This window comes from Shewanella atlantica, assembly GCF_003966265.1.
GTDB classification, from domain to species: Bacteria; Pseudomonadota; Gammaproteobacteria; order Enterobacterales; family Shewanellaceae; genus Shewanella; species Shewanella atlantica.
The window spans coordinates 644,826-669,016 of record NZ_RXNV01000002.1 but is presented as its reverse complement, the minus strand read 5'-3'; the positions used below and the strand labels follow the sequence as shown (position 1 = coordinate 669,016).

19 protein-coding genes and 1 riboswitch are annotated in these 24,191 nt (G+C 44.8%); of the genes, 13 read left to right on the top strand and 6 right to left on the bottom strand.

Annotated elements, in window-relative coordinates; all coding sequences use genetic code 11:
- The first annotated feature begins 17 nt into the window (after nt 1–17).
- The 4 genes from EKG39_RS08200 (at nt 18) to EKG39_RS08185 (ending at nt 2,142) form a co-directional block, all read left to right on the top strand.
- Nucleotides 18–257, top strand: a complete 240-nt coding sequence (locus EKG39_RS08200) for a hypothetical protein (protein ID WP_126505229.1) — start codon at nt 18–20, stop codon at nt 255–257.
- A gap of 255 nt (nt 258–512) precedes the next feature.
- The gene (locus EKG39_RS08195; RefSeq protein ID WP_126505228.1) at nt 513–737 is read left to right on the top strand and encodes a hypothetical protein; all 225 of its coding nucleotides are present in this window, start codon (nt 513–515) and stop codon (nt 735–737) included.
- 86 nt (nt 738–823) lie between these two features.
- Nucleotides 824–1,291 (top strand): OsmC family protein, encoded by a 468-nt coding sequence (locus EKG39_RS08190; protein ID WP_126505227.1) that lies wholly within the window; start codon nt 824–826, stop codon nt 1,289–1,291.
- Between the two features lie 29 nt (nt 1,292–1,320).
- Nucleotides 1,321–2,142, top strand: coding sequence for an alpha/beta hydrolase (locus EKG39_RS08185; protein WP_126505226.1), 822 nt, complete (start codon nt 1,321–1,323; stop codon nt 2,140–2,142).
- A 112-nt stretch (nt 2,143–2,254) separates the two neighbouring features.
- On the opposite strand, the gene EKG39_RS08180 is transcribed toward EKG39_RS08185, so the two are convergent.
- Nucleotides 2,255–3,625 carry an SLC13 family permease gene (locus tag EKG39_RS08180; RefSeq protein ID WP_126505225.1) on the bottom strand — a complete coding sequence of 457 codons (1,371 nt, stop codon included), beginning with the start codon at nt 3,623–3,625 and terminating at the stop codon, nt 2,255–2,257.
- A 491-nt stretch (nt 3,626–4,116) separates the two neighbouring features.
- Between EKG39_RS08180 and psrA the strand changes: the two genes are divergently transcribed.
- Together psrA and EKG39_RS08170 are read left to right on the top strand one after the other, a co-directional pair.
- Complete coding sequence (gene psrA, locus EKG39_RS08175; RefSeq protein ID WP_126505224.1) at nt 4,117–4,752, top strand: TetR family transcriptional repressor PsrA; 636 nt, start codon at nt 4,117–4,119, stop codon at nt 4,750–4,752.
- A gap of 23 nt (nt 4,753–4,775) precedes the next feature.
- Nucleotides 4,776–7,052: an acyl-CoA dehydrogenase gene (locus EKG39_RS08170; RefSeq protein WP_126505223.1), complete on the top strand. Its 2,277-nt coding sequence runs from the start codon at nt 4,776–4,778 to the stop codon at nt 7,050–7,052.
- Between the two features lie 646 nt (nt 7,053–7,698).
- Here EKG39_RS08170 and pyk read toward each other — a convergent pair.
- Together pyk and EKG39_RS08155 are read right to left on the bottom strand one after the other, a co-directional pair.
- Nucleotides 7,699–9,138 carry a pyruvate kinase gene (pyk, locus tag EKG39_RS08160; RefSeq protein ID WP_126505222.1) on the bottom strand — a complete coding sequence of 480 codons (1,440 nt, stop codon included), beginning with the start codon at nt 9,136–9,138 and terminating at the stop codon, nt 7,699–7,701.
- A gap of 184 nt (nt 9,139–9,322) precedes the next feature.
- Nucleotides 9,323–10,177, bottom strand: coding sequence for a MurR/RpiR family transcriptional regulator (locus tag EKG39_RS08155; protein WP_126505221.1), 855 nt, complete (start codon nt 10,175–10,177; stop codon nt 9,323–9,325).
- Nucleotides 10,178–10,485: 308 nt separating this feature from the next.
- On the opposite strand from EKG39_RS08155, the gene zwf reads away from it, so the two are divergent.
- From zwf to EKG39_RS08135, 4 genes are read left to right on the top strand one after another with little or no spacing between them, the layout of a single operon-like run.
- Nucleotides 10,486–11,958: a glucose-6-phosphate dehydrogenase gene (gene zwf, locus EKG39_RS08150; RefSeq protein ID WP_126505220.1), complete on the top strand. Its 1,473-nt coding sequence runs from the start codon at nt 10,486–10,488 to the stop codon at nt 11,956–11,958.
- Between the two features lie 12 nt (nt 11,959–11,970).
- Nucleotides 11,971–12,669, top strand: a complete 699-nt coding sequence (pgl, locus tag EKG39_RS08145; RefSeq protein WP_126505219.1) for a 6-phosphogluconolactonase — start codon at nt 11,971–11,973, stop codon at nt 12,667–12,669.
- A gap of 9 nt (nt 12,670–12,678) precedes the next feature.
- Entirely contained in the window at nt 12,679–14,505 is a 1,827-nt protein-coding gene (edd, locus tag EKG39_RS08140; RefSeq protein WP_126505218.1) for a phosphogluconate dehydratase, read from the top strand.
- A gap of 17 nt (nt 14,506–14,522) precedes the next feature.
- A complete protein-coding gene (locus EKG39_RS08135) occupies nt 14,523–15,164 on the top strand; it encodes a bifunctional 4-hydroxy-2-oxoglutarate aldolase/2-dehydro-3-deoxy-phosphogluconate aldolase (RefSeq protein WP_126505217.1) in 642 nt (213 codons plus the stop codon).
- Nucleotides 15,165–15,270: 106 nt separating this feature from the next.
- On the opposite strand, the gene eco is transcribed toward EKG39_RS08135, so the two are convergent.
- On the bottom strand, nt 15,271–15,849 hold the full coding sequence (eco, locus tag EKG39_RS08130) for a serine protease inhibitor ecotin (RefSeq protein ID WP_126505216.1): 579 nt from the start codon (nt 15,847–15,849) through the stop codon (nt 15,271–15,273).
- Nucleotides 15,850–16,332: 483 nt separating this feature from the next.
- Between eco and dmeF the strand changes: the two genes are divergently transcribed.
- The 3 genes from dmeF to EKG39_RS08115 all read left to right on the top strand — a co-directional run bounded on the left by dmeF (nt 16,333) and on the right by EKG39_RS08115 (nt 19,463).
- Nucleotides 16,333–17,373: a CDF family Co(II)/Ni(II) efflux transporter DmeF gene (gene dmeF / locus EKG39_RS08125; RefSeq protein WP_126505215.1), complete on the top strand. Its 1,041-nt coding sequence runs from the start codon at nt 16,333–16,335 to the stop codon at nt 17,371–17,373.
- A gap of 30 nt (nt 17,374–17,403) precedes the next feature.
- A complete protein-coding gene (locus EKG39_RS08120) occupies nt 17,404–17,823 on the top strand; it encodes a MarR family winged helix-turn-helix transcriptional regulator (RefSeq protein ID WP_126505214.1) in 420 nt (139 codons plus the stop codon).
- Between the two features lie 608 nt (nt 17,824–18,431).
- A complete protein-coding gene (locus EKG39_RS08115; protein WP_126505213.1) occupies nt 18,432–19,463 on the top strand; it encodes a GGDEF domain-containing protein in 1,032 nt (343 codons plus the stop codon).
- A 91-nt stretch (nt 19,464–19,554) separates the two neighbouring features.
- On the opposite strand, the gene EKG39_RS08110 is transcribed toward EKG39_RS08115, so the two are convergent.
- Both EKG39_RS08110 and yegS read right to left on the bottom strand, forming a co-directional pair.
- A complete protein-coding gene (locus tag EKG39_RS08110; RefSeq protein ID WP_126505212.1) occupies nt 19,555–22,245 on the bottom strand; it encodes a bifunctional acetate--CoA ligase family protein/GNAT family N-acetyltransferase in 2,691 nt (896 codons plus the stop codon).
- A 455-nt stretch (nt 22,246–22,700) separates the two neighbouring features.
- Nucleotides 22,701–23,639 (bottom strand): lipid kinase YegS, encoded by a 939-nt coding sequence (gene yegS, locus EKG39_RS08105; RefSeq protein ID WP_126505211.1) that lies wholly within the window; start codon nt 23,637–23,639, stop codon nt 22,701–22,703.
- Nucleotides 23,640–23,903: 264 nt separating this feature from the next.
- Nucleotides 23,904–24,077, top strand: a riboswitch (cobalamin riboswitch).
- Nucleotides 24,078–24,191: the final 114 nt, after the last annotated feature.

Below are 24,191 nucleotides of genomic sequence, written 5' to 3'. Positions count from 1 at the left end.
CCAAGGCTTTTAAAAGTATGGTTTGGGCTTTACAGATTGGAACTTGGGCTAATGGGACTGCCGGAATTGTCGCTGCCATCAGTGGCTCTTCATCGAAACTTCTGCCGACGCTTAGCGAAAAGTTTCCTCCACCCTATGGCATGGATAATCTGTTGGTGACCAATCTGTTGCATCTATGCGGTGTCGCGATCATAGCGACCCTACTGCTTACTCTTTATGGTTTGTTACATTCCAAGGACCCGGCAGAGGGGCTATAGTCAATTTATTTTACTGTTCTAAGCTGAATCGGGGCTTTTATCGATACACTCTTCTGCTTTTTCATAGCGCTATCGGTCATAAGCATTAGCTCAGCCTTGCTGTTACCCTGCGTTATATCTACTCTCATTAAACGCCTTTCTACTACTCTTAACCCTGCCTTAGATTGATCTCTGGATTATACTAGTGATAAGTTACTCAAAATAATGAAGTAACTCTCCTATGAATCCACATTTACCCGGTACACAAGGATTACCATGGATAACGTTGAAATTACAAAGTCTCAAGAGATCCTTCTTAAAGTAACAAAGATTGTTGAAACTGAGTGCCCTCAGGACGCATGTGCATTATTAGAAGAGGGATTCGTTTTACTGGGGATCAGTTCCAGCATTTTTGAAGACAGTGAAAACCGCTTTGTTTATGCGCTTGGCTTTCCTAAACCCACAGTAGAATTGAGTGATTGGGCTCGTACAAATTTTTAAGATGCGATATCGAGTGGTTTAACGGCCTCAAAGCTTGTCCTTATAGTGTCAACAACAATACTTATTTATAGAGAGCAGGAGCAAGGATGTCTGAATATACTGCCGTAATTCGATGGACTCGTAGTGAAGATGAGATCTTCAGTGATAACCAATATAGTCGAGGGCATACATGGGAATTTGATGGCGGCGTTACAGTCCCGGCTTCATCTTCTCCCCACGTTGTTCCACTTCCTTACTCTGTCGAGGCAAACGTTGATCCTGAGGAAGCGTTTATCGCTGCCTTGTCCAGCTGTCATATGCTGGTGTTTCTCTCTATTGCTGCCAAGCGTAAGTACATCATAGAGAGCTATGTTGATAATGCCATCGGTCTAATGGAAAAAGACGCCGATGGGAAAACATCCGTTACCAAAGTCAGGTTGCGGCCTCACATCATCTTTTCGGGTGAACGCCAGCCAACGATGGAACAGTTGGAAAAAATGCATCACATGTCACACGAGAATTGCTTTATAGCTAACTCGGTAAAGACAGAGGTTTTAACTGAAATTATTGTCTGACGATCCGATATTTACCAAAGGAAGTTGCATTGAAACTGTTCACATTTGTTTTTGTTTTTCTATGTAGTACGCCGTTATTGGCCGATACCGTCTTTGAGATCCCAAGAAGTACAGTTGTTGAATTACAAGAGACTAAGACGGATAGAGTCTATCCGCTGTTTATCAAGTTACCACGCTCCTATCATTCGGAAGTTAAGCGAAAGTATCCGGTTATCTATTTAACCGATGCCTGGTACAGCTTTCAAATTGTTTCCGGAGCGACACGTTTTCCGATGAACAGTGGTGTAATGGAAGAGGCTATTATTGTCGGAATTTCATACGCTAAAGGTTCAAGGGGATCTGCGAGTCGAATACGGGATTACACACCGATAAAAGCAGATAGCTGGAAACTTGAAACGGGTAATGCCGATGGGCATATATCCTTCTTTAAAGATACAGTTTTCCCTCACATTGAGAGTCATTATAGAGCAAGCTCAACACAGAGGACATTTGTCGGTAACTCTCTGGGTGGTTTGCTTGGAACCTATATTCTATTTACACAACCTGATATGTTCTCAAGTTACATTATTGGCAGCCCTTCGCTCTGGTTTAACGATAGTTACCTATTGTCAGAGTCAGTAAAAACGCCAGCTAGCCCGGTTCGGTTATATTTGTCTGTAGGTAGTCTGGAGAGGCCTGAATACGGTCAAAGCCAAGACATGGTTGCCGGGGCTAACGCCTTGGCAGATAAGCTTAATGATTATAAGTATCCAAATCTCGACCTGAAATTTTCAGTTATCGAAGGTGCCAGGCATGCTACTGCATTTCCTACTACAGTGATTCAAGGATTGGATTGGTTATACGGCAAATAATGAACAGCTTATATGGAGCTATGGCTCGGCACTTGATTAGATCTCTACCAGGGTTTAACTAAGCGCCGAAGGGAGGCACGTTTAATTTTTCCCTTAGTTAATAAAAGTGTTACTACCAAAATAACCAGACAAAGATGGATAGGGTCACGATACAGATAAGATTAAGAATAACCCCCACTCTCATCATCTCTCGCTGTTTGATATGACCTGAGCCAAATACTATCGCGTTAGGCGGCGTGGCGACCGGTAGCATAAAGGCACATGAGGCGCTGATACCTATCAGAGCAGATAAGATAACCGGTGATACTCCCAACACTTCCGCTATAGATGCAAATATCGGGACCAACAGTGCTGTACTTGCAGTGTTGCTGGCAAATTCTGTCAGGAAAACGACGAAGGTCACAACCATCAAAAGGATCACAAACAGATCGGCTTGCTGCAGGTATTCACTTAAGCTTTGTGCCAGAAATACACTTGTGCCGGTTTCTTTTAGTACATTACTGAGGCAGATACCTCCACCAAACAACAGTAATACTCCCCAGTCTGTTGTGTTGTCTATGTCTTGCCATTTTACGACTCTGGCAAGGCTCAACATGATGATAGCAAAGAGGGCGACGAGACTATCGAATCTACTATAGCCACCCAGATAAGCATTGAGTGGCTTACTGAATATCCACAAGGTTACGGTTATGCCGAAGATGATAAAAGTGCTGATTTTTTCACTGCTCCATTGAACACGTTCACGGGGAATGTTGAAGGTGTAACTAAGATTTGGCTTTAACATCAGGTAAAGCAGGCCGACTGCGAGAGGGAGCAGGGTCAAAGTTATGGGTAAACCCAGCATCATCCACTCGGTGAAACTCAGTCCGACCTCGGCAGCGGCGATTGCATTGGGTGGACTGCCAACAATAGTGGCAATTCCACCGATACTGGCACAATAAGCGATACCCAGCAGTACAAAAACATAGGTGTTGTGATCACTCTTGTCATCGACTTTAGCTAAAATACCCAGTACCAAGGGCAACATCATTGCCGTGGTCGCCGTGTTACTGATCCACATAGAGAGAATGGCTGTCACTGCGAATAGCATTATGACTGCAACATTCATCTGTCCGTTTGCGAATTGCAGCACTCTGTCGGCTATGACTTTATCTAATCGTTGGCGGTGCAGGGCGGCAGCAAGAGCAAAGCCACCGAGAAACAGAAATATGATAGGATTGGCGAAATTGCCCAGAGCCTGAGGTGTGTCGAGTACACCGAGTCCTGCAGCAAGCAGAGGAACGAATATGGCGGTGATCGAAACGTGAATGGCCTCTGTCAGCCACAATATGGCAATAAAAGTGAGCAAGCTGAGACCTATAACTATATCGCCTTGAAATGGCAATGTATTTAACATGACCAAAAACAGGAGTGCATCGACAAGAAAGATCAAACTCTTGCGGTGTAACAACCAATCTTTTATGGCGAGAGACAGACTATTCATATGCTTTCCTTAGCACAGGTCCTATATTTGGCTAATGACTTATGAAAGATGAACCATAGGTTCTTCTATATAGTGTATAGATTTAATGTATAGATTTTTCGGCTAGTATTATTATTGCACAGTTGAACATTTTTACTGGTAATTAAATGGACATAAAACAGGTGGTTAAAATAAATATTTAACTAAGGTTGGGAAGAGGTAGGTGTTGATTGCTTTATATGCTTACGCTCCGCCGTCTTTCAGTCATATACCGATTGGTAGAAGTCCACTGTGTAACTCTGCAATGTTTAAAAAACTAACCTCATATGAAAAGGAACTATCTGAGCGTACATGCGTAAACTTCGGAGAGTTTCAAACGATTGTGACTTTAAAGGTTAACTTTCTTTGAAATAGTACACATAGAGCGCAATTGCTAGCTAATTTCATTTGACAAAAAGTGAACCAATGTTTAATTTAAACGGGTGTTTAAAATAGAGTGATAAGGTCACGGAATGGCAAATAGATCCGATACTAAAACAAGAATACTGGATGCTGCAGAAAAGTTATTTGCAGAAAGGGGCTTTTCTGAAACCTCATTACGCTTGATAACCAGTAAAGCCGAGGTCAATCTGGCTTCAGTTAATTACCATTTTGGTTCAAAAAAAGAGTTGATACGTGCAGTGTTAGCCCGGTATCTCGATGTCTTTATGCCGGTTGCTTCTGCAGAAATTGTCAGATTGCAGGCATCGGATAAAAATGCCTCGCTCAATGATATCTTTTCTATCTTAGTTGAACCTCTTCTTGATCTGAATAAAGTCAGAGCCGAGGGTACGAGTACTTTCCTGCAGCTTCTAGGCCGTGGCTACATCGAGAGTCAGGGGCACCTGCGTTGGTTTATTACGACTCATTATGGTGAACACTTAGATCAGTTCGTGAAAGCGGTTGCCGATAGCGCACCACATATTCCCCCCGCTGAGATGTTTTGGCGTTTACACTTTACCTTAGGTACGGTCGTATTCACCATGGCTTCGGCAGATGCTTTGATTGAGATCGCCGCTGCCGATTTTAGTGAACATAACAATATAGAGACGGTTATTCGAAAAGTGATTCCATACCTCTCTGCCGGTGTGTCAGTTCCTGTTAATTAAGGCGCAAAACAAAAGGTAATACCATGACTCTACTCATACTTGCACTACTCATAATCATTGTGCTTTTCGGTGTCAAAAACATCAGGATGCAGTTTATCACTCGTCCGGTTTTTTCATTTTTCAAGAAGTTACTCCCACCTCTGTCTGATACAGAAAAAGAGGCGATGGAAGCCGGCGATGTTTGGTGGGAAGGTGAACTTTTCAGAGGCAAACCTAACTGGGAAACATTACATAGCTATGGCAAGCCTACGCTGACCTCTGAAGAGCAGGACTTTATCGACAATCAGGTGATGACAGCACTGACCATGATTGATGATTTCGATATTGTTCACAATCGCAAAGATCTACCGCCTGAGCTTTGGGAATATTTTAAGAAAGAGGGTTTTTTTGCCCTTATCATTCCTAAGCAATATGGAGGTAAGGCATTTTCGGCTTACGCCAATTCGACCATTGTTGCTAAGTTAGCCAGCCGAAGTGTGAGTGCGGCCGTGACCGTCATGGTGCCTAACTCTTTAGGGCCAGCCGAACTTCTTGCCCATTATGGTACACAAGAGCAACGCGAAAATTGGTTACCTAAGCTGGCTTCCGGTGAAGCGGTACCTTGTTTTGCGTTAACGGGACCGGAAGCGGGCTCCGATGCGGGTGCTATTCCGGATGAGGGTATTGTCTGTCGTCAGGAGTTTGAAGGTGAAGAGGTATTAGGGTTAAAACTTAACTGGGATAAGCGTTACATTACACTGGCTCCAGTTGCTACAGTTTTGGGTCTCGCCTTTCAAATGCGCGATCCCGATGGGCTATTAGGTGGCAAAGAAGCCCTGGGTATTACATGCGCGCTGATCCCAACGGACCATCCGGGTGTGAAAGTAGGTCAGCGACACAATCCACTGGGTATGGCATTCATGAATGGCACCACATACGGGGAAGATGTCTTTATCCCACTGGATTGGATCATCGGTGGTCCACAATATGCGGGCAGAGGTTGGAGAATGTTGGTTGAGTGCCTCTCTGCCGGCCGAGGGATCTCATTGCCGGCGTTGGCGACGGCATCGGGCCACACCGCCACTAAGACAACTACCGCATACAGCTATGTGCGTCATCAGTTTGGTTTGTCCATAGGTCAGTTCGAAGGTGTTCAAGAGGCTCTGGCCAGAATCGTCGCCAATACTTATCAGCTTGAAGCAGCAAGGCGCTTAACGACTACGGGGATCGATCTGAAAGTGAAACCATCGGTTGTCACAGCGATCGCAAAGTATCATATGACAGAGATGAGCCGCGATGTGCTCAATGATGCGATGGATATTCAGTCTGGTAAGGGAATACAGCTTGGGCCGAAAAACTATTTAGGTCATCCTTATATGGGCAACCCTATTTCCATCACGGTAGAAGGGGCAAATATTTTGACCCGCAGTTTGATGATCTTCGGTCAGGGCGCGACTCGTTGTCACCCTTATGTACTTGCCGAGATGGAAACTGCCGCCATGGAAGATTCCAGTGCTGCACTTGAAAGGTTTGATTCTCTATTGTTAGGTCATATTGGCTACGGTGCCAGAAATGCATTTAGCTCACTGTTTTGCGCACTAACCGGCAGCCGCTTCAACCAATCACCGGTTAGCGGTGAAACACAGCAATATTATAAGGATATGACCAGACTTTCGTCGGGTTTAGCCTTTATCACAGATCTTTCTATGTTGATCATGGGTGGTGACCTTAAACGTAAAGAGATGTTGTCTGCGAGATTGGGTGACGTACTCAGCGAGTTATACTTGGGCTCTGCGACCTTAAAACTGTTTGAAGATAATGGCCGTCAGCAAGATGATCTCCCTGCGGTACGATTTGTTATGGCAACCCGATTACAGAAAGCGGCAAAAGCATTAGAGGGTGCGTTGCGTAACTTCCCGAATCGCCCCGTAGCCTGGGTGATGAGAGCCTTGATTTTCCCTATCGGAAATCATTTCAATGGCCCAACCGATAAGATGACGACAGCTTTAGCTAAGGGAATGCTGCAACCAGGACCTGCCAGAGACAGACTCACCTTCCTTTGTCCCGAGTTTGAAGGGGATAAAGGTGGTATTGCCGAGGTTGAAGATGCATTTCTTGCTCAATTTGAATGTCGCAACACATATAAGAAGATCAAGAAGGCTCAGCGTGCGGGAACTTTACCTAAGAAAATGGCCAACATGGCGCTATTTGAGATGGCGCTTGAGGTTTCAATAATCAATAAAGGTGAGTTTGAAGCGATTGTGAATGCAGATAAATTACGTTTAACCGCGATTCATGTAGATGAGTTTGAAAAGCTGTAACTCTTAAGCTAAAACAATAATGTTATAGCACACAGACTAGATTGAAAAAGGTACCCGTCGGGTACCTTTTTTTTATCTGTAATACCAATCGGTATAACTAGAACTGACTGAAATAGATCAAGAGTTGGTATCTACACCTAATACCAATCAGTATAAGAAAGTGATCTACTCAGCGTATTTTTTGGCAACTAATTCAAGGCGAATGGATGATGGAATGGCTGTTCCCTTGTGAGGCCATTCAACGTATAAGTTGGCAACCAAAAACACGCCAAACAGGCGAGTTTTAGCGCATCCGATGCTGTGTTAACGAGCTTGAACGTAGAACAACTATGCTCTTCACTCGTTGCGAGCAACATGGATGTTGCAAATGTCATTTATGCAGGAGCAATTAGTGACCTTGCCTCAGAAGCGCTAAATTCTCGCTGAGCGATCACATCTTTATACTGATTGGCATGACAAAAAATTGGCTTCGCATGTCAGTTTGTTAATTGTGATTGAAATGTAAGAATTTAGTTTGAGCAAGGGGGGAGGGACTGGGTAACTGTGATGGGTCTATATCGTGTGATCAACGCAATTGATAGCGGGGTTAATCAAGCAAAAAAAAAAGGTACGCATCAGCGTACCTTTCTTAGAATGAATATCGAAATTAAGCGACGATTAATACTTTACAAGTATTTGTTCCGCCGATAGTTTCCATAGAGTCACCCTTAGTCATCAAGACCATATCACCGCTCTTCAGATAACCTGCCTGAGATAGTGATTCTAAAGCTTTTGAAGCAAGCTCTTCAGCATTGAACTTAGTAGAATCAAAATGTACAGGCTGAACACCACGGTAAAGCGCCATTTTAGCCAGAGTCACGTCATGACGAGACAAAGCAAAGATAGGCAGTGCTGAGCTGATGCGTGACATTAACTGAGGTGTAGCACCAGATTCAGTCAAGGCAACAATCGCTTTAACACTTTTCAGGTGGTTAGCAGCATACATAGTTGAAAGTGCAATAGTCTCTTCAGCAGTAACGAAGCTCTCATCGAGTCTGTGCTTAGATACTTGTACACTAGGATGCTCTTCAGCACCAAGACAAACACCAGACATGGCTTGTACAGTTTCTTCTGGGAAGTCACCGGCAGCAGTTTCGGCAGAAAGCATTACAGCGTCAGTACCATCGAGTACCGCGTTTGCAACGTCCATTACTTCTGCACGAGTTGGCATTGGGCTAGTGATCATCGACTCCATCATCTGCGTTGCAGTGATGACACTCTTGTTGAGTTGACGTGAGCGACTGATCAGTTTCTTCTGAACCGCAACTAACGCTGGATCGCCGATTTCAACACCTAAGTCACCACGGGCAACCATAACCACATCAGAAGCACGAATAACATCATCCATTGCTTCATCAGTCGCGACGGCTTCAGCTCTTTCTACTTTAGCAACGATGAGTGCATTGCTTCCTGCTGCTTGAGCAAGCTCACGAGCATAGTTAAGGTCTGCACCGCTGCGAGGGAAAGATACGGCTAGGTAATCAACCTGAATTTGAGCAGCTGTGACGATGTCACGCTTATCTTTTTCAGTAAGTGCAGCAGCAGATAAGCCGCCGCCTTGCTTGTTGATGCCCTTGTTGTTAGACAGAGGTCCGGCAACAGTAACAGTAGTGTGGACTTTATTACCGTCAACACTTTCAACTCTTAGCTGTACGCGACCATCATCAAGCATAAGGATATCACCGATGCTTACATCATTCGGTAACTCTTTATAGTCAATACCAACCTGGTTCTCATCGCCTTCACCTTTTTCAAGATCAGCATCTAAGATAAAGCTGCGACCTAGGTCTAGCTGAACTTTTTTGTTGTCTTTGAAGGTAGAAACACGAATTTTAGGACCCTGTAGGTCACCTAAGATAGCAACATGAACGCCAAGTTCTTTTGCTAAGTTGCGTGTATCGGTAGCACGCTTAAGGTGGTCTTCAGGAGAACCGTGTGAGAAGTTTAGACGAACAACGTTAGCGCCTGCCTTGATTATGCGGCGTAAGTTGTCATCGCGATCGGTAGCTGGACCCAAAGTAGTTACAATTTTGGTTCTGCGGAACATGAGATACTCCGTTAAGTTTAAAAAAATTCTGACACTATATTAACAGACAATACCTACTTTTGTAGGAAAATTACAAACAAAATGATCTAGCGCAAGTTATAATTTTTGTGAAGTGCCACTAAATATTAGTCTAAATTTGGCAGTACGGTGAATGTTGTACTGCCAGAATGGAGCAGAAAGTCAGTTACAGTATGGGATCTTTATCAATCCTTGATTCTTTTAATACCTCTTTAACGCGCTTCAGGCTCTCTCTAAAGCGTGGACCACGTCGTAAGGTGAATCCGGTAGCCAACACATCGATAACCACTAGTTGCGCCAGACGGGACGCCATAGGGAGGTACATGTCGGTATCTTCAGGCACTTCCATGGTGACGGGCAGAGTACATTCGCTTGATAAAGGTGAGTGTCTCGCCGTGATACCTATGACAGCAGCGCCGTTCTCACGAGCAAGACGGGCGATATCAATCATAGACTTAGTACGGCCCGTATGGGAGATAAGAACAATTACGTCTCCCTCACCACTATTGATACAGCTCATGCGCTGCATCAAAACGTCATCGAAGCAGATAACGGGTACATTGAAGCGGAAAAATTTATTTTGCGCATCATGGGCTACAGAAGCTGAGGCTCCCAGGCCGAAAAATGAGATTTTCTTAGCTTGAGTCAATATATCAACGGCTTTATTTATCGCGGCGGTATCCATGCTCTGACGAGCCGTATCGAGCGAAGCCATTGAAGATTCGAAGATTTTTGTCGTGTAAGAATCTGGACTGTCATCTTCTTCCACATGTCGGCTGACATAAGGCGTGCCATTAGCTAAGCTTTGAGCAAGGTGAAGTTTAAAGTCAGGAAAACCTTTAGTATCTAACCGTCGGCAGAAGCGGTTGACCGTAGGTTCGCTGACATCTGCCATCTTAGCCAGAGTAGCGATACTAGAGTGGATCGCCGTTTGGGGGGAGGCTAAAATAACCTCAGCAACTTTGCGCTCTGATTTACTAAAATGTGTAAGGCTTTTTTGAACCTTTTCAAGGGTATTCATATGCGTACGTCCACTCGAAAGTAATGTAATTATATTTATTCTTTTCCGTCATTTTAGAAAGTATCTAAAAATGAGAAACCCGACCTTAATGGAGAATTATAATTCAGGCACTGGTAAAACTTTCTACTATATATAGTAATTTAATCACGAAAAGCATATCAGATTTTGTGTGTGAATGCCTAGGGCACTAAGTCCCGCTTTTTTGCAAAATTTAGATGCAATTAACAATTTCTGTTGTTATATTACAACAAACATGTGAAATATTCATCGAATCGATGTGGCACTGTGACAAAGGAGATTTAGGAGCTATGGGCATAACAACACCAGAAGCCAAAGCTTGTGATTTTGTATTGTTTGGTACTAAAGGGGACTTGGCTCGCCGTAAGTTACTTCCCTCATTATATCAACTCGACAAAGCTGGCCTTTTAAACGAAGAGACTAAAGTGCTCGGCGTTGCAAAAGATGCATTCACCCAAGAAGAGTATCAAGAGTTAGTCGTTAAAGCTTTGCGGGGGTTTGTGAAAGAGGAGTTGTGTGAACAGACACTCGAACGATTCTTAACACGTTGTCATTATATTGGTACTAATTTTACTGAGTCTGAAGGTTATAAGTCTTTTCATGACATCTTAGAGCCCTCTAAACGCGTCATGGTGAGTTATTTTGCCACTCCGCCAGCCATCTTCGGTGATATTTGTCGCTGTCTCCACGAACAAAATCTTATCTATCCTGACTCACGTGTCGTTCTCGAAAAGCCAATCGGCTCCGATCTCGAATCCTCTAAAGTGATTAACGACCAAGTCTCAGCCTATTATAAAGAGAGTCAGGTTTACCGTATCGATCATTATCTGGGTAAAGAGACCGTACAGAACCTTATCGCCCTTCGTTTTGCCAATTCACTGTTTGCTTCCAAGTGGGATAATCGTACTATCGACCATGTGCAGATCACTGTGGCCGAAGAAGTGGGTATCGAGGGCCGTTGGGGCTACTTCGATAAAGCCGGTCAAATGCGTGACATGATCCAAAACCATCTTCTACAAGTGTTAACTTTGGTCGCAATGGATCCTCCGGTTAATCTGGATGCGGACAGTATTCGTGACGAGAAAGTGAAAGTGCTTAAATCACTTCGTCCAATCAATTCAGATAATATTTACGAAAATACCGTTAGAGGTCAGTACTCTTCAGGTTTCCTACAGGGTTCTCCGGTTCCTGGTTACCTTGAAGAAGAGGGGGCTAATACCCAATCCAATGCGGAAACATTTGTCGCCTTGCGTGTAGACATTGACAACTGGCGTTGGTCCGGTGTTCCTTTTTACCTTCGAAGTGGTAAACGCATGCCGACCAAGAGTTCTGAGATTGTGGTTTACTTCAAAAACCCACCTCATAACCTTTACCGTTCTAACTATCGCAACTTGCCACCAAATAAACTCACCATTCGTCTTCAGCCACATGAAGGTGTTGAAATTCAGATGATGAACAAGGTGCCGGGTCTGGAGCAGAAGCAACGTCTGCAAACAACTAAACTCGATTTAAGTTTCTCAGATACCTTCAAGAACGAACGTATTGCCGATGCCTATGAGCGTCTGTTACTCGAAGCCATGTTAGGAAATCAAGCCCTGTTTGTTCGTCGTGATGAAGTTGAACATTCATGGAGCTGGGTTGACGGTATTATTGAAGCTTGGGAAGACAGTAACGAGAAGCCAAAGTCTTATCCTGCCGGAAGTTGGGGGCCTGTTGCATCAGTTGCCTTGATAGCCAAAGATGGCCGTTCGTGGGACGAGTAGAGGAACATGACTATGATTAAAGAAAGTGTGTTCAAATCTTTTGATGATAAATCTTCACTGGAAGCTCAGCTTGCAGAGCGAATCGCTAAGCAACTACAGGAAGGCGTCGATGCCCGCGGCAAGGCGAGTCTGATTGTCTCCGGCGGTTCGACACCGGTTAAGCTGTTTCAGTTACTAAGTAAGAAAAGCATCGATTGGTCCGAAGTCTTTATTACCCTTGCCGATGAGCGTTGGGTTGATAATGACTCAGATGCTTCAAATGAAAAATTAGTCAGGGAGCACCTGTTACAAAACAGAGCTTCCAACGCCAAGTTTCGTGGCTTAAAAAATATGTTTTCCTCTCCGGAAGAGGGATGCCTGATGGCCAGTGAACAGTTGGCCCATTTCCCTCGTCCATTCGACGTTGTGGTTCTTGGTATGGGCAACGACGGGCACACATGTTCATGGTTCCCTTGTTCTGAAGAGATAGATACAGCCTTAAATACGCAAGATGTGTGTGTGGCGGTCAATCCTGTCAGTGCTCCAAACCCTCGACTGTCGTTATCGAAAACTGCGATATTAGCCAGTCGCCAAATTTATTTACACATTGTGGGTGAGCAGAAACTCTCTGTTTACCGTCAAGCGCTTGAAAATGAAGATGCTAACAGCATGCCGATCAGAGCCGTCTTAGCTCAGCACAAGACACCGATCGACGTTTACTGGAGCGCTTAAGGAGATATTATGCACGCAGTAGTACAATCTGTAACCGACAGAATTATCGCTCGCAGTAAAGAAACTCGGGCTAAATACCTGGCAGCACTCGATGAGGCTAAGCTTAATGGTGTACATCGTAGTTCACTGAGTTGCGGAAACCTGGCCCATGGTTTCGCAGCCTGCCAACCCGATGATAAACAGTCGATCAAGGCACTGACTAAAGCCAATATAGGTATCGTGACGGCGTTCAATGACATGCTGTCGGCCCATCAACCCTATGAAGCGTATCCGGCACTACTTAAGCAAGCCTGTGCCGAAGTGGGCAGTGTTGCACAAGTAGCCGGTGGCGTTCCTGCCATGTGTGATGGTGTGACACAAGGTCAGCCGGGCATGGAACTCAGTCTGTTAAGTCGTGAAGTTATCGCCATGTCCACAGCGGTGGGCTTATCGCACAACATGTTTGATGGTGCCTTGTTACTTGGGATCTGTGACAAGATCGTTCCGGGGCTCTTGATTGGTGCCTTAAGTTTTGGTCATCTGCCGATGCTATTTGTTCCTGCGGGCCCGATGAAATCCGGGATCCCGAATAAGGAAAAGGCCAGGATTAGACAGCAATTTGCGCAGGGTAAGATCGACCGCGCAGCTCTTCTTGAAGCAGAATCTCAGTCTTATCATAGCGCCGGAACGTGTACTTTCTATGGCACGGCCAACAGTAATCAGTTAATGCTTGAAGTGATGGGACTGCAACTCCCTGGTTCATCTTTTGTTAATCCGGATGATCCACTGAGAGAAGTGCTCAATAAAACTGCCGCCAAACAAGTTTGTCGTCTAACTGAGATGGGTACGCAATACACGCCTATTGGTGAAGTGGTTAACGAAAAGTCGATTGTAAACGGTATCGTGGCATTGCTTGCGACGGGTGGCTCTACAAATCTCACTATGCATATCGTCGCTGCAGCTCGCGCTGCAGGCGTGATTGTAAATTGGGACGATTTCTCAGAGTTGTCAGATGCCGTGCCATTACTGGCTCGTGTTTACCCTAATGGTCATGCCGATATAAACCATTTCCACGCCGCAGGCGGGATGGCATTTTTGGTTAAAGAACTGCTTGATGCTGGCCTGCTACACGAAGATGTCAACACTGTCGCGGGCTACGGACTGAGACGTTATACCCAAGAGCCAAGATTAATTGATGGTGAGATCAAATGGGTCGACGGTCAGGGCGAAAGTCTGGACACTGAGGTGTTAACTAAAGCTGAGACTCCATTCCAGGCGAACGGTGGGCTTAAGCTACTTAAAGGTAACTTAGGCCGTGCAGTGATTAAAGTGTCTGCTGTCCAAGAGTCTCATCGTTTTGTCGAAGCTCCGGCGGTTGTTATTGATGATCAAAATAAGCTAGAGGCTATCTTCCAAGCAGGCGATTTAGAAAAAGACTGTGTGGTTGTGGTCAAGGGGCAAGGTCCTAAAGCCATTGGTATGCCAGAGCTTCATAAGTTGACTCCTATCTTAGGCACATTACAAGACCGGGGTTTCAAGGTCGCACTATTGACCGACGGACGCATGTCAGGCGCATCGGGTAAAGTTCCTGCGGCTATTCACTTGACCCCGGAAGCTCTTGACGGCGGGTTAATTGCTAAGGTTCAAAATGGTGATTTAATCAGAGTCGATGCTTTAACCGGTGAATTGACGCTGTTAGTTGCCGACGAAGAAATTGCTGCACGTGAGGCTGAGAAAGTAGATCTCAGAAGCACGAGTTATGGAATGGGTCGAGAGTTGTTTGGCGCATTAAGATCAAACTTAAGTAGTCCCGAAACTGGTGCTCGCTGCACCAGCGCTATCGATGAAAACTATTAATAAGGAAGAATTACGCAATGCTTGAGAATAACTGGTCGTTACAACCACAAGATATTTTTAATCGAAGCCCTATTGTTCCTGTTATGGTTATCAATAAGATTGAAGATGCCGTTCCATTAGCCAATGCACTCGTTGCAGGTGGAATTAGCGTACTCGAGGTGACACTGCGAACACCTTGCGCTTTGGAAGCGATAACCAAGATCGCCAAAGAGGTGCCCGATGCCTTAGTCGGTGCAGGTACTATCCTGAATGAAACTCAGTTGAAGCAGGCGGAAGAAGCCGGCGCTCAATTTGTTATCACTCCAGGTGCTACACCGAGTCTGTTAAAAGCAGCGATGGCAGGCAAAATCCCTTTGATTCCAGGTGTTGCCAGTATCTCAGAGGTGATGACAGGTATGTCTTTGGGTTATACCAACTTTAAATTTTTCCCGGCCGAAGCATCGGGTGGTGTAAATGCACTTAAAGCATTCTCCGGTCCGCTTGCTGATATTCGTTTCTGTCCAACGGGGGGCATTACCCCTAGCAGTTACAAAGATTATCTGGCACTTAAAAATGTCGATTGTATCGGTGGTAGCTGGATAGCCCCATCGGATGCGATGGAGCAGGGTGATTGGGACCGTATTACGCAGCTTTGTAAAGAAGCGATCAGCGGTATTTAACTGGTGTACAATCGGTCACCGGATTAATTATTCCGTTTCCGTGCAGTACAAAAAGAAAAGGCTATCCAATTGGATAGCCTTTTTATTGTTTATTCATTTTAGCTAATTATTGAGCGTTTAGCTTAGAGGTGTTGAAACCAGACTCAACACGCCATACTCGATATCTGATTTCACTTCCCTTCGGCAGATAAAAAACCTTTGGTAAACGACTATCATAGTTTATTTTCAGGTCTCCGGGGATCTGTAAGAAAGCCTCTTTTTTAGCGAGTTCTAAACATGCCATCATGGTACTGGGTCCATCGGTAATTTGATTGACCTTATAGAATTGATAACCCCAACCTTTCACTGAATCCTGTGTCAGTTCTCCAGACAATCCATGCTTATTACAGTCAACCATTTTGGTCTGGCCTATCTGTATCTCTACCATATAATTCTGTTCATCATCGAGTGATGGCAGTGTGAGAATATGTTGCTCCATTCCTTCAGCGGGAGCGGGATACATCTTAGATTCTTCATGGGCCTGATAATTGGCAGTACTATAGGTTTGTGAGGTGATCATGTTTTGATTAAGGCCATCAGGGTGTACCGGACTTGTCGCTAATACACTGAATGAGAAGAGTGACACAGCCAGAGCTGACACGGCGATTGAATATTTCTTTGTTTGCTCAATTATTGCTATTTTCATAAATTCTCCGAAAGAGTTAAACAGATGGCTTAGACACACGATTTTAAGAGCAGGGTCTTAAGCTTAAATTAAATGATTTAACCCTATAAACGACGCAGATTCAAAAAAGGGTTATGTTTTGAAAATTTTTATCACAGACAGACTTTTATAGAGTATGAATCGAGTGAAATTTTCTAATTGGCGTCTTTTTGAGAATGTAATCAGGCCTCAAGGTTCAATAGTGCTCATTTCGGCTTGAAAGCTATTTAACTGTTTTTGCGAAGTCAGACACGTAATGATGATTATTTCTATTTAGCAATATACTTTGAACATCAAAGTACTTATGATTAGTTAAGTTTGGGTTTCAAACTATTTGGCGATCAAGCTATATGTTTGAGACTATTTGGACTTCGAAGCTTTACGTGCCAGTTCAAGCTCAAGTAAAAGCTCAGCTTCAGGCTTGGCGACCAATGACTAATTAACTAAAAGATCGATAGGGATGATATGAACAGTAAGTCTCACTCCATTCAGGCCTGGAAACACAAGCATCAATTTGCCAATATCAACAATGATGGTGAACGTAATACCCGTTATGTCCTGTATCTCACCTTGATCACTATGATTGCGGAGATCGCGGCTGGTACCATTTACGGTTCTATGGCTCTACTGGCCGATGGCTGGCATATGGGGACACATGCGGCGGCATTTATGATCACGCTATTTGCGTATCGTTATGCTAAAAAGCACGCCAATAACCCAAATTTTACTTTCGGTACCGGTAAGGTCAGCGTCTTGGGGGGCTTTACCAGCGCTATCGCATTAGGACTCGTGGCGTTAATCATGCTGGCAGAATCTGCTATGCGAATATTTAATCCCCAGCAGATCCACTTTAATGAAGCGATAATGGTTGCCCTGATAGGCTTGACCGTTAATGTGATCAGTGTGTTTTTATTAAAAGATCACCATAGTCATGACCATGGACACAGCCACGGTCATTCACATGGTCATTCTCATGAAGATGTTCACAGTCATCACGAACATTCTCATCATGACCATTCTCATCATGACCATTCTCATAATGAATCAGATTCAACCAAAGAAGGGCACCATGATCATAATCTGCGTGCAGCTTACTTTCATGTACTCGCCGATGCTTTGACCTCGATATTAGCGATCTGCGCTCTATTGCTGGGTAAGTTATATGGTCTGAATTGGCTGGATCCTGTGATGGGCATAGTAGGTTCGGTGATTATCAGTCGCTGGGCATGGAATCTGCTAAGGCAGACTGCACCTATCTTGTTAGATACCAGCATCGAAGATCAGTATAAAAATAAGATCGTGGCAGAGATAGAATCTGAAGAGGATCACCAGATTGCCGATCTGCATATCTGGCGAGTCAGTGCAGATCACTATGCTGTTGCATTATCTATAGTGTCTCATAAGCCTAAAGACGCCGATTATTTTAAGTCAAAACTTAAGAAATTTGATCGCTTGAGCCATTTGACCATTGAACTCAATACCTGTCGTCAGGCAGAATGCACTTAACGAGTATGTCATTAGAAATAAGAGAGTGTGATGAAGTCTACAGAAGATAAGCTGAACCATGTGATGGTTGAGTTTTATGAAAAACTATCTTCTTGGGAACAGGCGGTAGTTAAGGACAAAGGCTATTCATTACCCTTGGTGCATACTGTGGAAATTCTCGGAGGTCACGGCCCGATGAGAATGAAGGAGTTGGCAGAGAAGATCGGTGTGACAACCGGTACCTTAACCGTGCAGATAGACAAGATGGTTAATTTGGAACTGGTTACCCGAAAACCTCACGAGTCAGACAGGCGCTCAATTCTCGTTGAACTCACGAGTCAAGGCCATGAGTTGTATGAGGAGCATGATGCGCTTCACCTTCAACTCACCGGCGAATTGACGGCTAAGTTTTCCGATGAGGAGCGTGCCCAGTTTTTAAATTTTTTACAGCGGGTTAACGCTGAGTTTTAATTTTCTCACTCGCGGGCTTTTCCCATTATGGCTAAAGCCTGTATTTCTGTCAGTGAGTTGGGGAATCAATAATCGAGAGGCTTGGCATACTTACAACATCGTGATCATCTGCAACAATACTTCACTAATTCCAGACCAATACAGATACTGAAGCGTGACTAATCCCTATCCCTGATTCATTTATCCTGCCGTTTTCGAAATCACCTGAATGAGAGCAGATTTTATTGCTAGTGCGATAGGCTATATTTGTTAGCCCTATGGGGAGTTCGAAGCACCATTAGCAAAAAAGATACAGCAAAGTTCTAGTAACACCCGGCAGATGCATATCATGCTGCGTATAGGTCGTTATTCTTGCTAAAGAAAAAACTTTTTCCTCTTTTAACCACTTTACTATCAGAGATATACAAAAGAATGTGCTATATTGTTACGAATTGGTGAACTCTTTTGTAACTGAATATTATAAGAGAAGATTACAAGGACGATTTATTTTTGTACGAAGGGTAAATTGAAACAATGATGATTGTGTAGCTCTATATTTTGGGTGTAAGTTTAAATTGTATATTTATCATAGCGTTAAAATAATAACAACATCCCTTTGGCGGTGAAGCATGAACTTAGCTAAACATCTCTCGGATACTGAAGTATCAGCAAAAATTCTCAGACATGCGGTTCCTAAAATGTCTGAACACAACATTCCCGTAACACCCGATAATTACGCCGTATGGTATGAATATTATCTCGGTATTAACCTGGACTTGAAACGTGCGATCGACGGATTAATTGCAAATGGCATAACCTTTAGCGCAGAGGTTAATGCAGGCTTATATCATAATTTTATTCAAGAACAATCGTCTGAGGTTATTGAAAACGTTCAGATCGAAACTCAGATCTTAATTAATAATTTATTGACGAAAATCAGTCAGATGAACAGTGGTACTGTCAGCTTGAATGATACCCTGTCCGAATTTCATCAAGATCTAAAACAGAATCCTGATGCCGATGTGTTGCAGAAACTTGTCGATAGCCTTGTCGATGAGATGGACAATGTCATAAGCAGCAATAGACAGATGGAAGAGAGCCTCAATGCGATGAGTAGTGAGGTGAACTCATTAAAATCTGAGATGGAGAATCTTAATGTTCTGGCTCTGACAGATCAACTTACCTCTTTACATAACCGTCGGGCTTTCGAAGAGGAAGTGCTGTTACATATGCAGCGTTTAACCAAGACTCAGGAATCCAGCTGTTTATTGGTGATCGATATCGATCACTTTAAGCAGTTTAATGATAATCATGGACATGTTATTGGTGATAAGGTGTTGACGTATATCGCCTTAGCCCTGAAGCAAGCCGTTAAGGGAAGTGATTTCGTTGCCAGATACGGTGGTGAAGAGTTTGTTGTTCTGCTTCCCAATACCGAATTGGCCGATGCCTTGATTGTTGCCGAGCAGTTGCGCGGTAAAATTAGTGAGCGAAAATTGACGGTAGGTAAAGATAAAAAGCTCTCCCTGGGCTCGATTACTGTCTCCATAGGTGCAGCGACACTCAATATCAGTGATGACAGAGAAAGTTACTTTGTCAGAGCCGATGAAGCTTTGTACCGTGCTAAGTCATGCGGTAGAAACTGTGTAAGAAGTGAATAGCGTCTGTGTGGTTGACGAAGGCTCTATCCGAGCCTTCGTTATAAATAGGATGTGTGTTAACCCTTCTGAACTTAAACTCTCAGAGATTGAGTTACTTTAATTTCATGTCCATCTTGATCAGATGTTCTTCCATATCGAATGTAACCGTAAAACCTAGCCGCTTGGCTAAGTTAGCCATGCTGCGATTTTCGAACATGGTAAACCCGGTCAGTACTTGGGTATCATTGCCTTTGTAGTAGCTTATGAGTTTCTCCAGCAATAACTTGCCCAACCCTTGCCCTTGATGGTCGCTTCTGACTGCCATGGCAAACTCGGCCTCGGTGTTATCGGGATCGATAGAGGCTCTGATCGCCCCCAGTGTGATCTCTTCGCCGTCATCACCTTTTGCGGTAGCGATAAAGGCCATCTCGCGTGCATAGTCAATCTGTGTCAGTACCGCCATCTCCTCATGGGTCATCTTTGAACGAACACCAAAGTAACGTTTGTATCTATCTTCATCGGACAGGGAGTTATCAAAAGCCAGGTGCTTAGGTTCATCCTCAGGCAATATGGGTCTGAGCATAACATCCCGGCCATTCTTCAGAGTGGCTGCTTGCTCCAGCTCTTTGGGGTAGGGTGATATCGCCAGTCTGGATGCATTATCCACCGGAGTGCCGTGGAGCTGAATATTGACATCGAGAAGTGTGACATTTTCACCTGCGCACAGCACAGGGTTAAGGTCGAGACTTGCAATTTCGGGGCAGTCAATTATCAGATGAGAGATCTGAGTTAACATGACACACAGGGCATGCATGTTTAAGCCTAAAGGAAGATGTCTGTCTCGTAACTTTTGCGTTTTCAGCGCCTGGATCACCATGTACCGGGCAAGCGTCATATTCAATGGAGGAAGTGCCACCACCGCATCTTTAGTCGGTTCCCATTCAGAGCCGCCTTCACCCAGTAATATGGCCGGCCCAAAGACAGGATCGCTAATGACAGCAACCCGGATCTCCTGTGCTCCCGCTGTTAATGCCATCTTTTGTACTATCAGCGCCTCAAGCTTGGCATCGGGATTGGTTGAAAGTACCCGGGATTTAATGGCCGTCGCGGCCTGGATCACTTCATCTTCGCAAGTCAGATTGAGCATTACGCCATGGACATCTGATTTATGGTGTATATCAGGTGATTGAACCTTAACTGCCACCGGATAACCAATCTTATTCGCCACCATTACCGCATCTTCGGGGGTGTTGGCAACATAGGTATCGATAGTATTGAGTCCATAGGCACTGAGGATCTCCTGAGACTCATGAGTTTCAAGAATTCGCTTGCCTTGTGTGAGGGCTTTGGCGAGTCGATCTCTGGCCTGCTCAGCATTGGTAGGAATATTATCCGGTATAGATTGGGGAACCTCTTGCAGTAACTTCTGGTTTCTGCGGTACTCGACCATATGCATAAATGCACCTACAGCCCCTTCTGGGGTTCTGTAAGTAGGGATCCCGGCGCGGTTAAATCGTTTTCTGGCTGGATAGGCTGAATCTTCGCCACTCCAGTTGGTAAGTACGTTGACCTTGTTTCTCTTTGGATGCTTGGCGACCATTTCAGCAAGTGTATTCGCAATTTCGACACTGTCACCAAGTGCCGAAGGGGAGTGTAGCACCAGGATCGCATCGGCCGCATCGCTGTCCATCATAATCTCAACGGCTTTAGTGTATCGCTTAGCATCGGCATCTCCGCCAATATCTATAGGGTTTTGACCGGACCAGGTTGAGGGCAGTAACTCATCGAGTAAATTCAGAGTATTGCTGTCCAGCAATGCCGATTTTCCACCGCCAAGCATGAGTTGATCCAGGGCGAGTACGGCGGGGCCGCCACCATTGGTGACGATAGCGAGTCGCTCACCGAGTAGAGGAGAGGAGTGGGCTAAGGTTTCAACCGCCGCAAATAGTTCGATAAGGTCGTTGACTCTGAGCATACCTGCACGTCTGAAAGCCGCTTCATAAACGGCATCGTTACCGGTTACCCCACCGGTGTGAAGTTTAGCTGCAGTTGTGCCCTCTAAACTCCGACCCGATTTGATCACCAAGATGGGCTTATTGCGGGAGGCGGCCCGAGCCGCAGACAGGAAGTGACGTTTTTCATTAATGGAATCGACATATAGCATGATTGCATTGGTTCTCGAGTCCCGACCCAGATAGTCCAGCAGTTCGTCGAAATCGATATCGGTTGCATCGCCTAATGAGATAAACGAAGAGAAGCCGATCCCCTTATTATTGGCCCAGTCGAGCACCGTTGTGCAGATCGCGGCCGATTGAGATACAAATGCGATTTTGCCGGGCAAGGCACTGGCATGGGCCAGGCTGGCGTTTAAGCCAAGGTTTGGCAGCATCATTCCCAGGCTGTTAGGGCCCAGGATACGCATACCATATCGTTTTGCATTGAGCTGAGTTTCCTCCAGGAAACTCATCCCATCATCGTTGAAGTGGCTGGCCATGCCAGAGGCCATGATGATAGCCACTTTACAGCCAAACTGAGCCAAGGTTTCTACAACCCCAGGTACGCGAAAGGCTGCAGTACAGATGATGGCCAGGTCGGGTTTTAGGGGGAGAGCTTCGATATTGGGGTAGGCGAGAACGCCTAGAACCGCTTCATACTTAGGTGTTACCGGCATGATGGGGCCAGAAAAGCCACCGGCAAGCAAGTTTTTCATCACCACATTACCTGCACGTTTTTCAGTATTGGAGGCTCCGATAATGGCGACAGATTTCGGTTTAAACAAAGTATGCAGTGTACGTTGACTCATTCACTTTCCCCATCGATAGGCATAGTTATGAGTGTACCTGATATGTAGAATAAATCTCCTTAAATTTAGTAGGATAATTAGCCCGTTTCCCTTTATGAACCCTGTTAAGCGCCGTCCTTTTTAAGGCAGGTATTTAGCTGTTAATCTGAGATTGTAGAAATACGATTAAGAGCTCTGATGAATTTTATTGATGGTCGCAGGTGATTGGTAAGGCTTGGTAAAACAGGCGCTTGAAATTGTATTGCATGGGGGGGCGTGATGTATGTCATTTACTTATGAAATAATTTGATTGCTCTCTAGTGTCAGTACTTTCATGCTTCGCCCAACAGATAAGAATCGCTATCGAAATAATCATTATCAAAGACAGGCATCGGACTGTTTAACATCGACTATTTGTTCTAAGTATTCTTTCTAAGAACGCAACTCAAGTATGAGTTTAATGGCATTGGATTACTTTACACTGACATCAAGATTGGAGTGTCGTTTGGTAACACAAGCTTTATCCTCGCCGGCAGAATAGAAAATTTGTGTTTTACATCACTTGTGGGCTCTCCGTCCAGATTGACTGGAAGGGGTTGCTTAGATTGTATCTCCACTTCCGTTGCCTGAAAACGTTGTACATAATCACCATCCATGGCCGGATCCAATAACTCATCGACCACCTGTTTCAGCGCTGTTGGCGGGAAGTGCTCAAGTAGTAATACATCCAGCAGACCATCATTGAGATAGGCATTCGGTGCCAGCTGCTGTCCGCCGCCAGCCATACGGCCGTTACAAATGGCGCCCATCAAACCTGCTCCATGCAAAGAGAGTCGGTTTCCATCGGCTCCTTTGGCGGTGACCTTTCCCTCGTAGGGGGTGAACTTCATTGCCTGAAGTAATCCCGAGATGAAATAGGCCTGCCCGCCTAATAAGTTCTTTAACTCGACAGGTGTATCAACCGTGACCTGTGCTCCGAAGCCTGCCGAAGCGACATTGATAAAGTACCTGTCGTTGGCCATAGCCAGATCGATACTCTGCGCCATGCCTTGAACTGCCAACTCCAGCGTAGCATCAATTTGAGTCGGGATCCCGCAAGCGGTGGCAAAATCATTGGCGGTACCCAGAGGCAGTATCGCCATCTCTGGAAGTGTGTTGCAGCTTGAGTCGGAGTTGTCGAACTCTTGAGGAAGCTTCGCTAGTGTATCGGCTAATTCATTAACCGTACCGTCACCGCCCCCGGCGATGATACGAGTCACATTAAGCTTAATCGCTTCATCGACGAACCTGGCGATATCACCATTTTCCCATGTACAGCGAACTAAGAGATCGTGCCCCTTTGAACGTAACCGATATACAGACTGCCGGATCTCAGCCAGGCCTGCTTTCTTACCATTCAGGATCAACATTTTCATAGCGGTTTCATCACGTTGAATAGGAATACTTAAAGCCTACTACAAGCCTGGGAATATTTCAGCCGCTAACCACTTCACCTGTGATAAAAGTTTCATTGTGCTTTAAGGTACTGTTTTATCAGCGTTTACGTTTCACCTGTTAAGTGTTCTGATTTAACAATCTAATCACTGATGCCGCAATTTATAAGACTAAGATCTCACTTTGTACTCTCCGCAAATTTTACTGTGAAAAGTCACAGTGAAGCTGAGATCCATTTCATTATAAAATTTTAACATTATCAGGGAGCCACTCGGCTTAAAGGGGAACCGGATTTAAATTCCGGACTGTACCCGCAACTGTAACTGAGGAGCGAGCTGCAAAGCCACTGACGGAAGTCGGGAAGGCGCAGCAAGCATAGATCCAGAAGTCAGGATACCCGCCTCGATATTGCAGCTGTAAAACTGGGCGGGCGCTCTCGGTTTTGTGAATTCATTCGTGTTTTTACCTACCTGGTTTTCAGCATCTTTTCTCCTTTGGGACAAATTAAGATGTGGAACATTTCAAACCTCAAT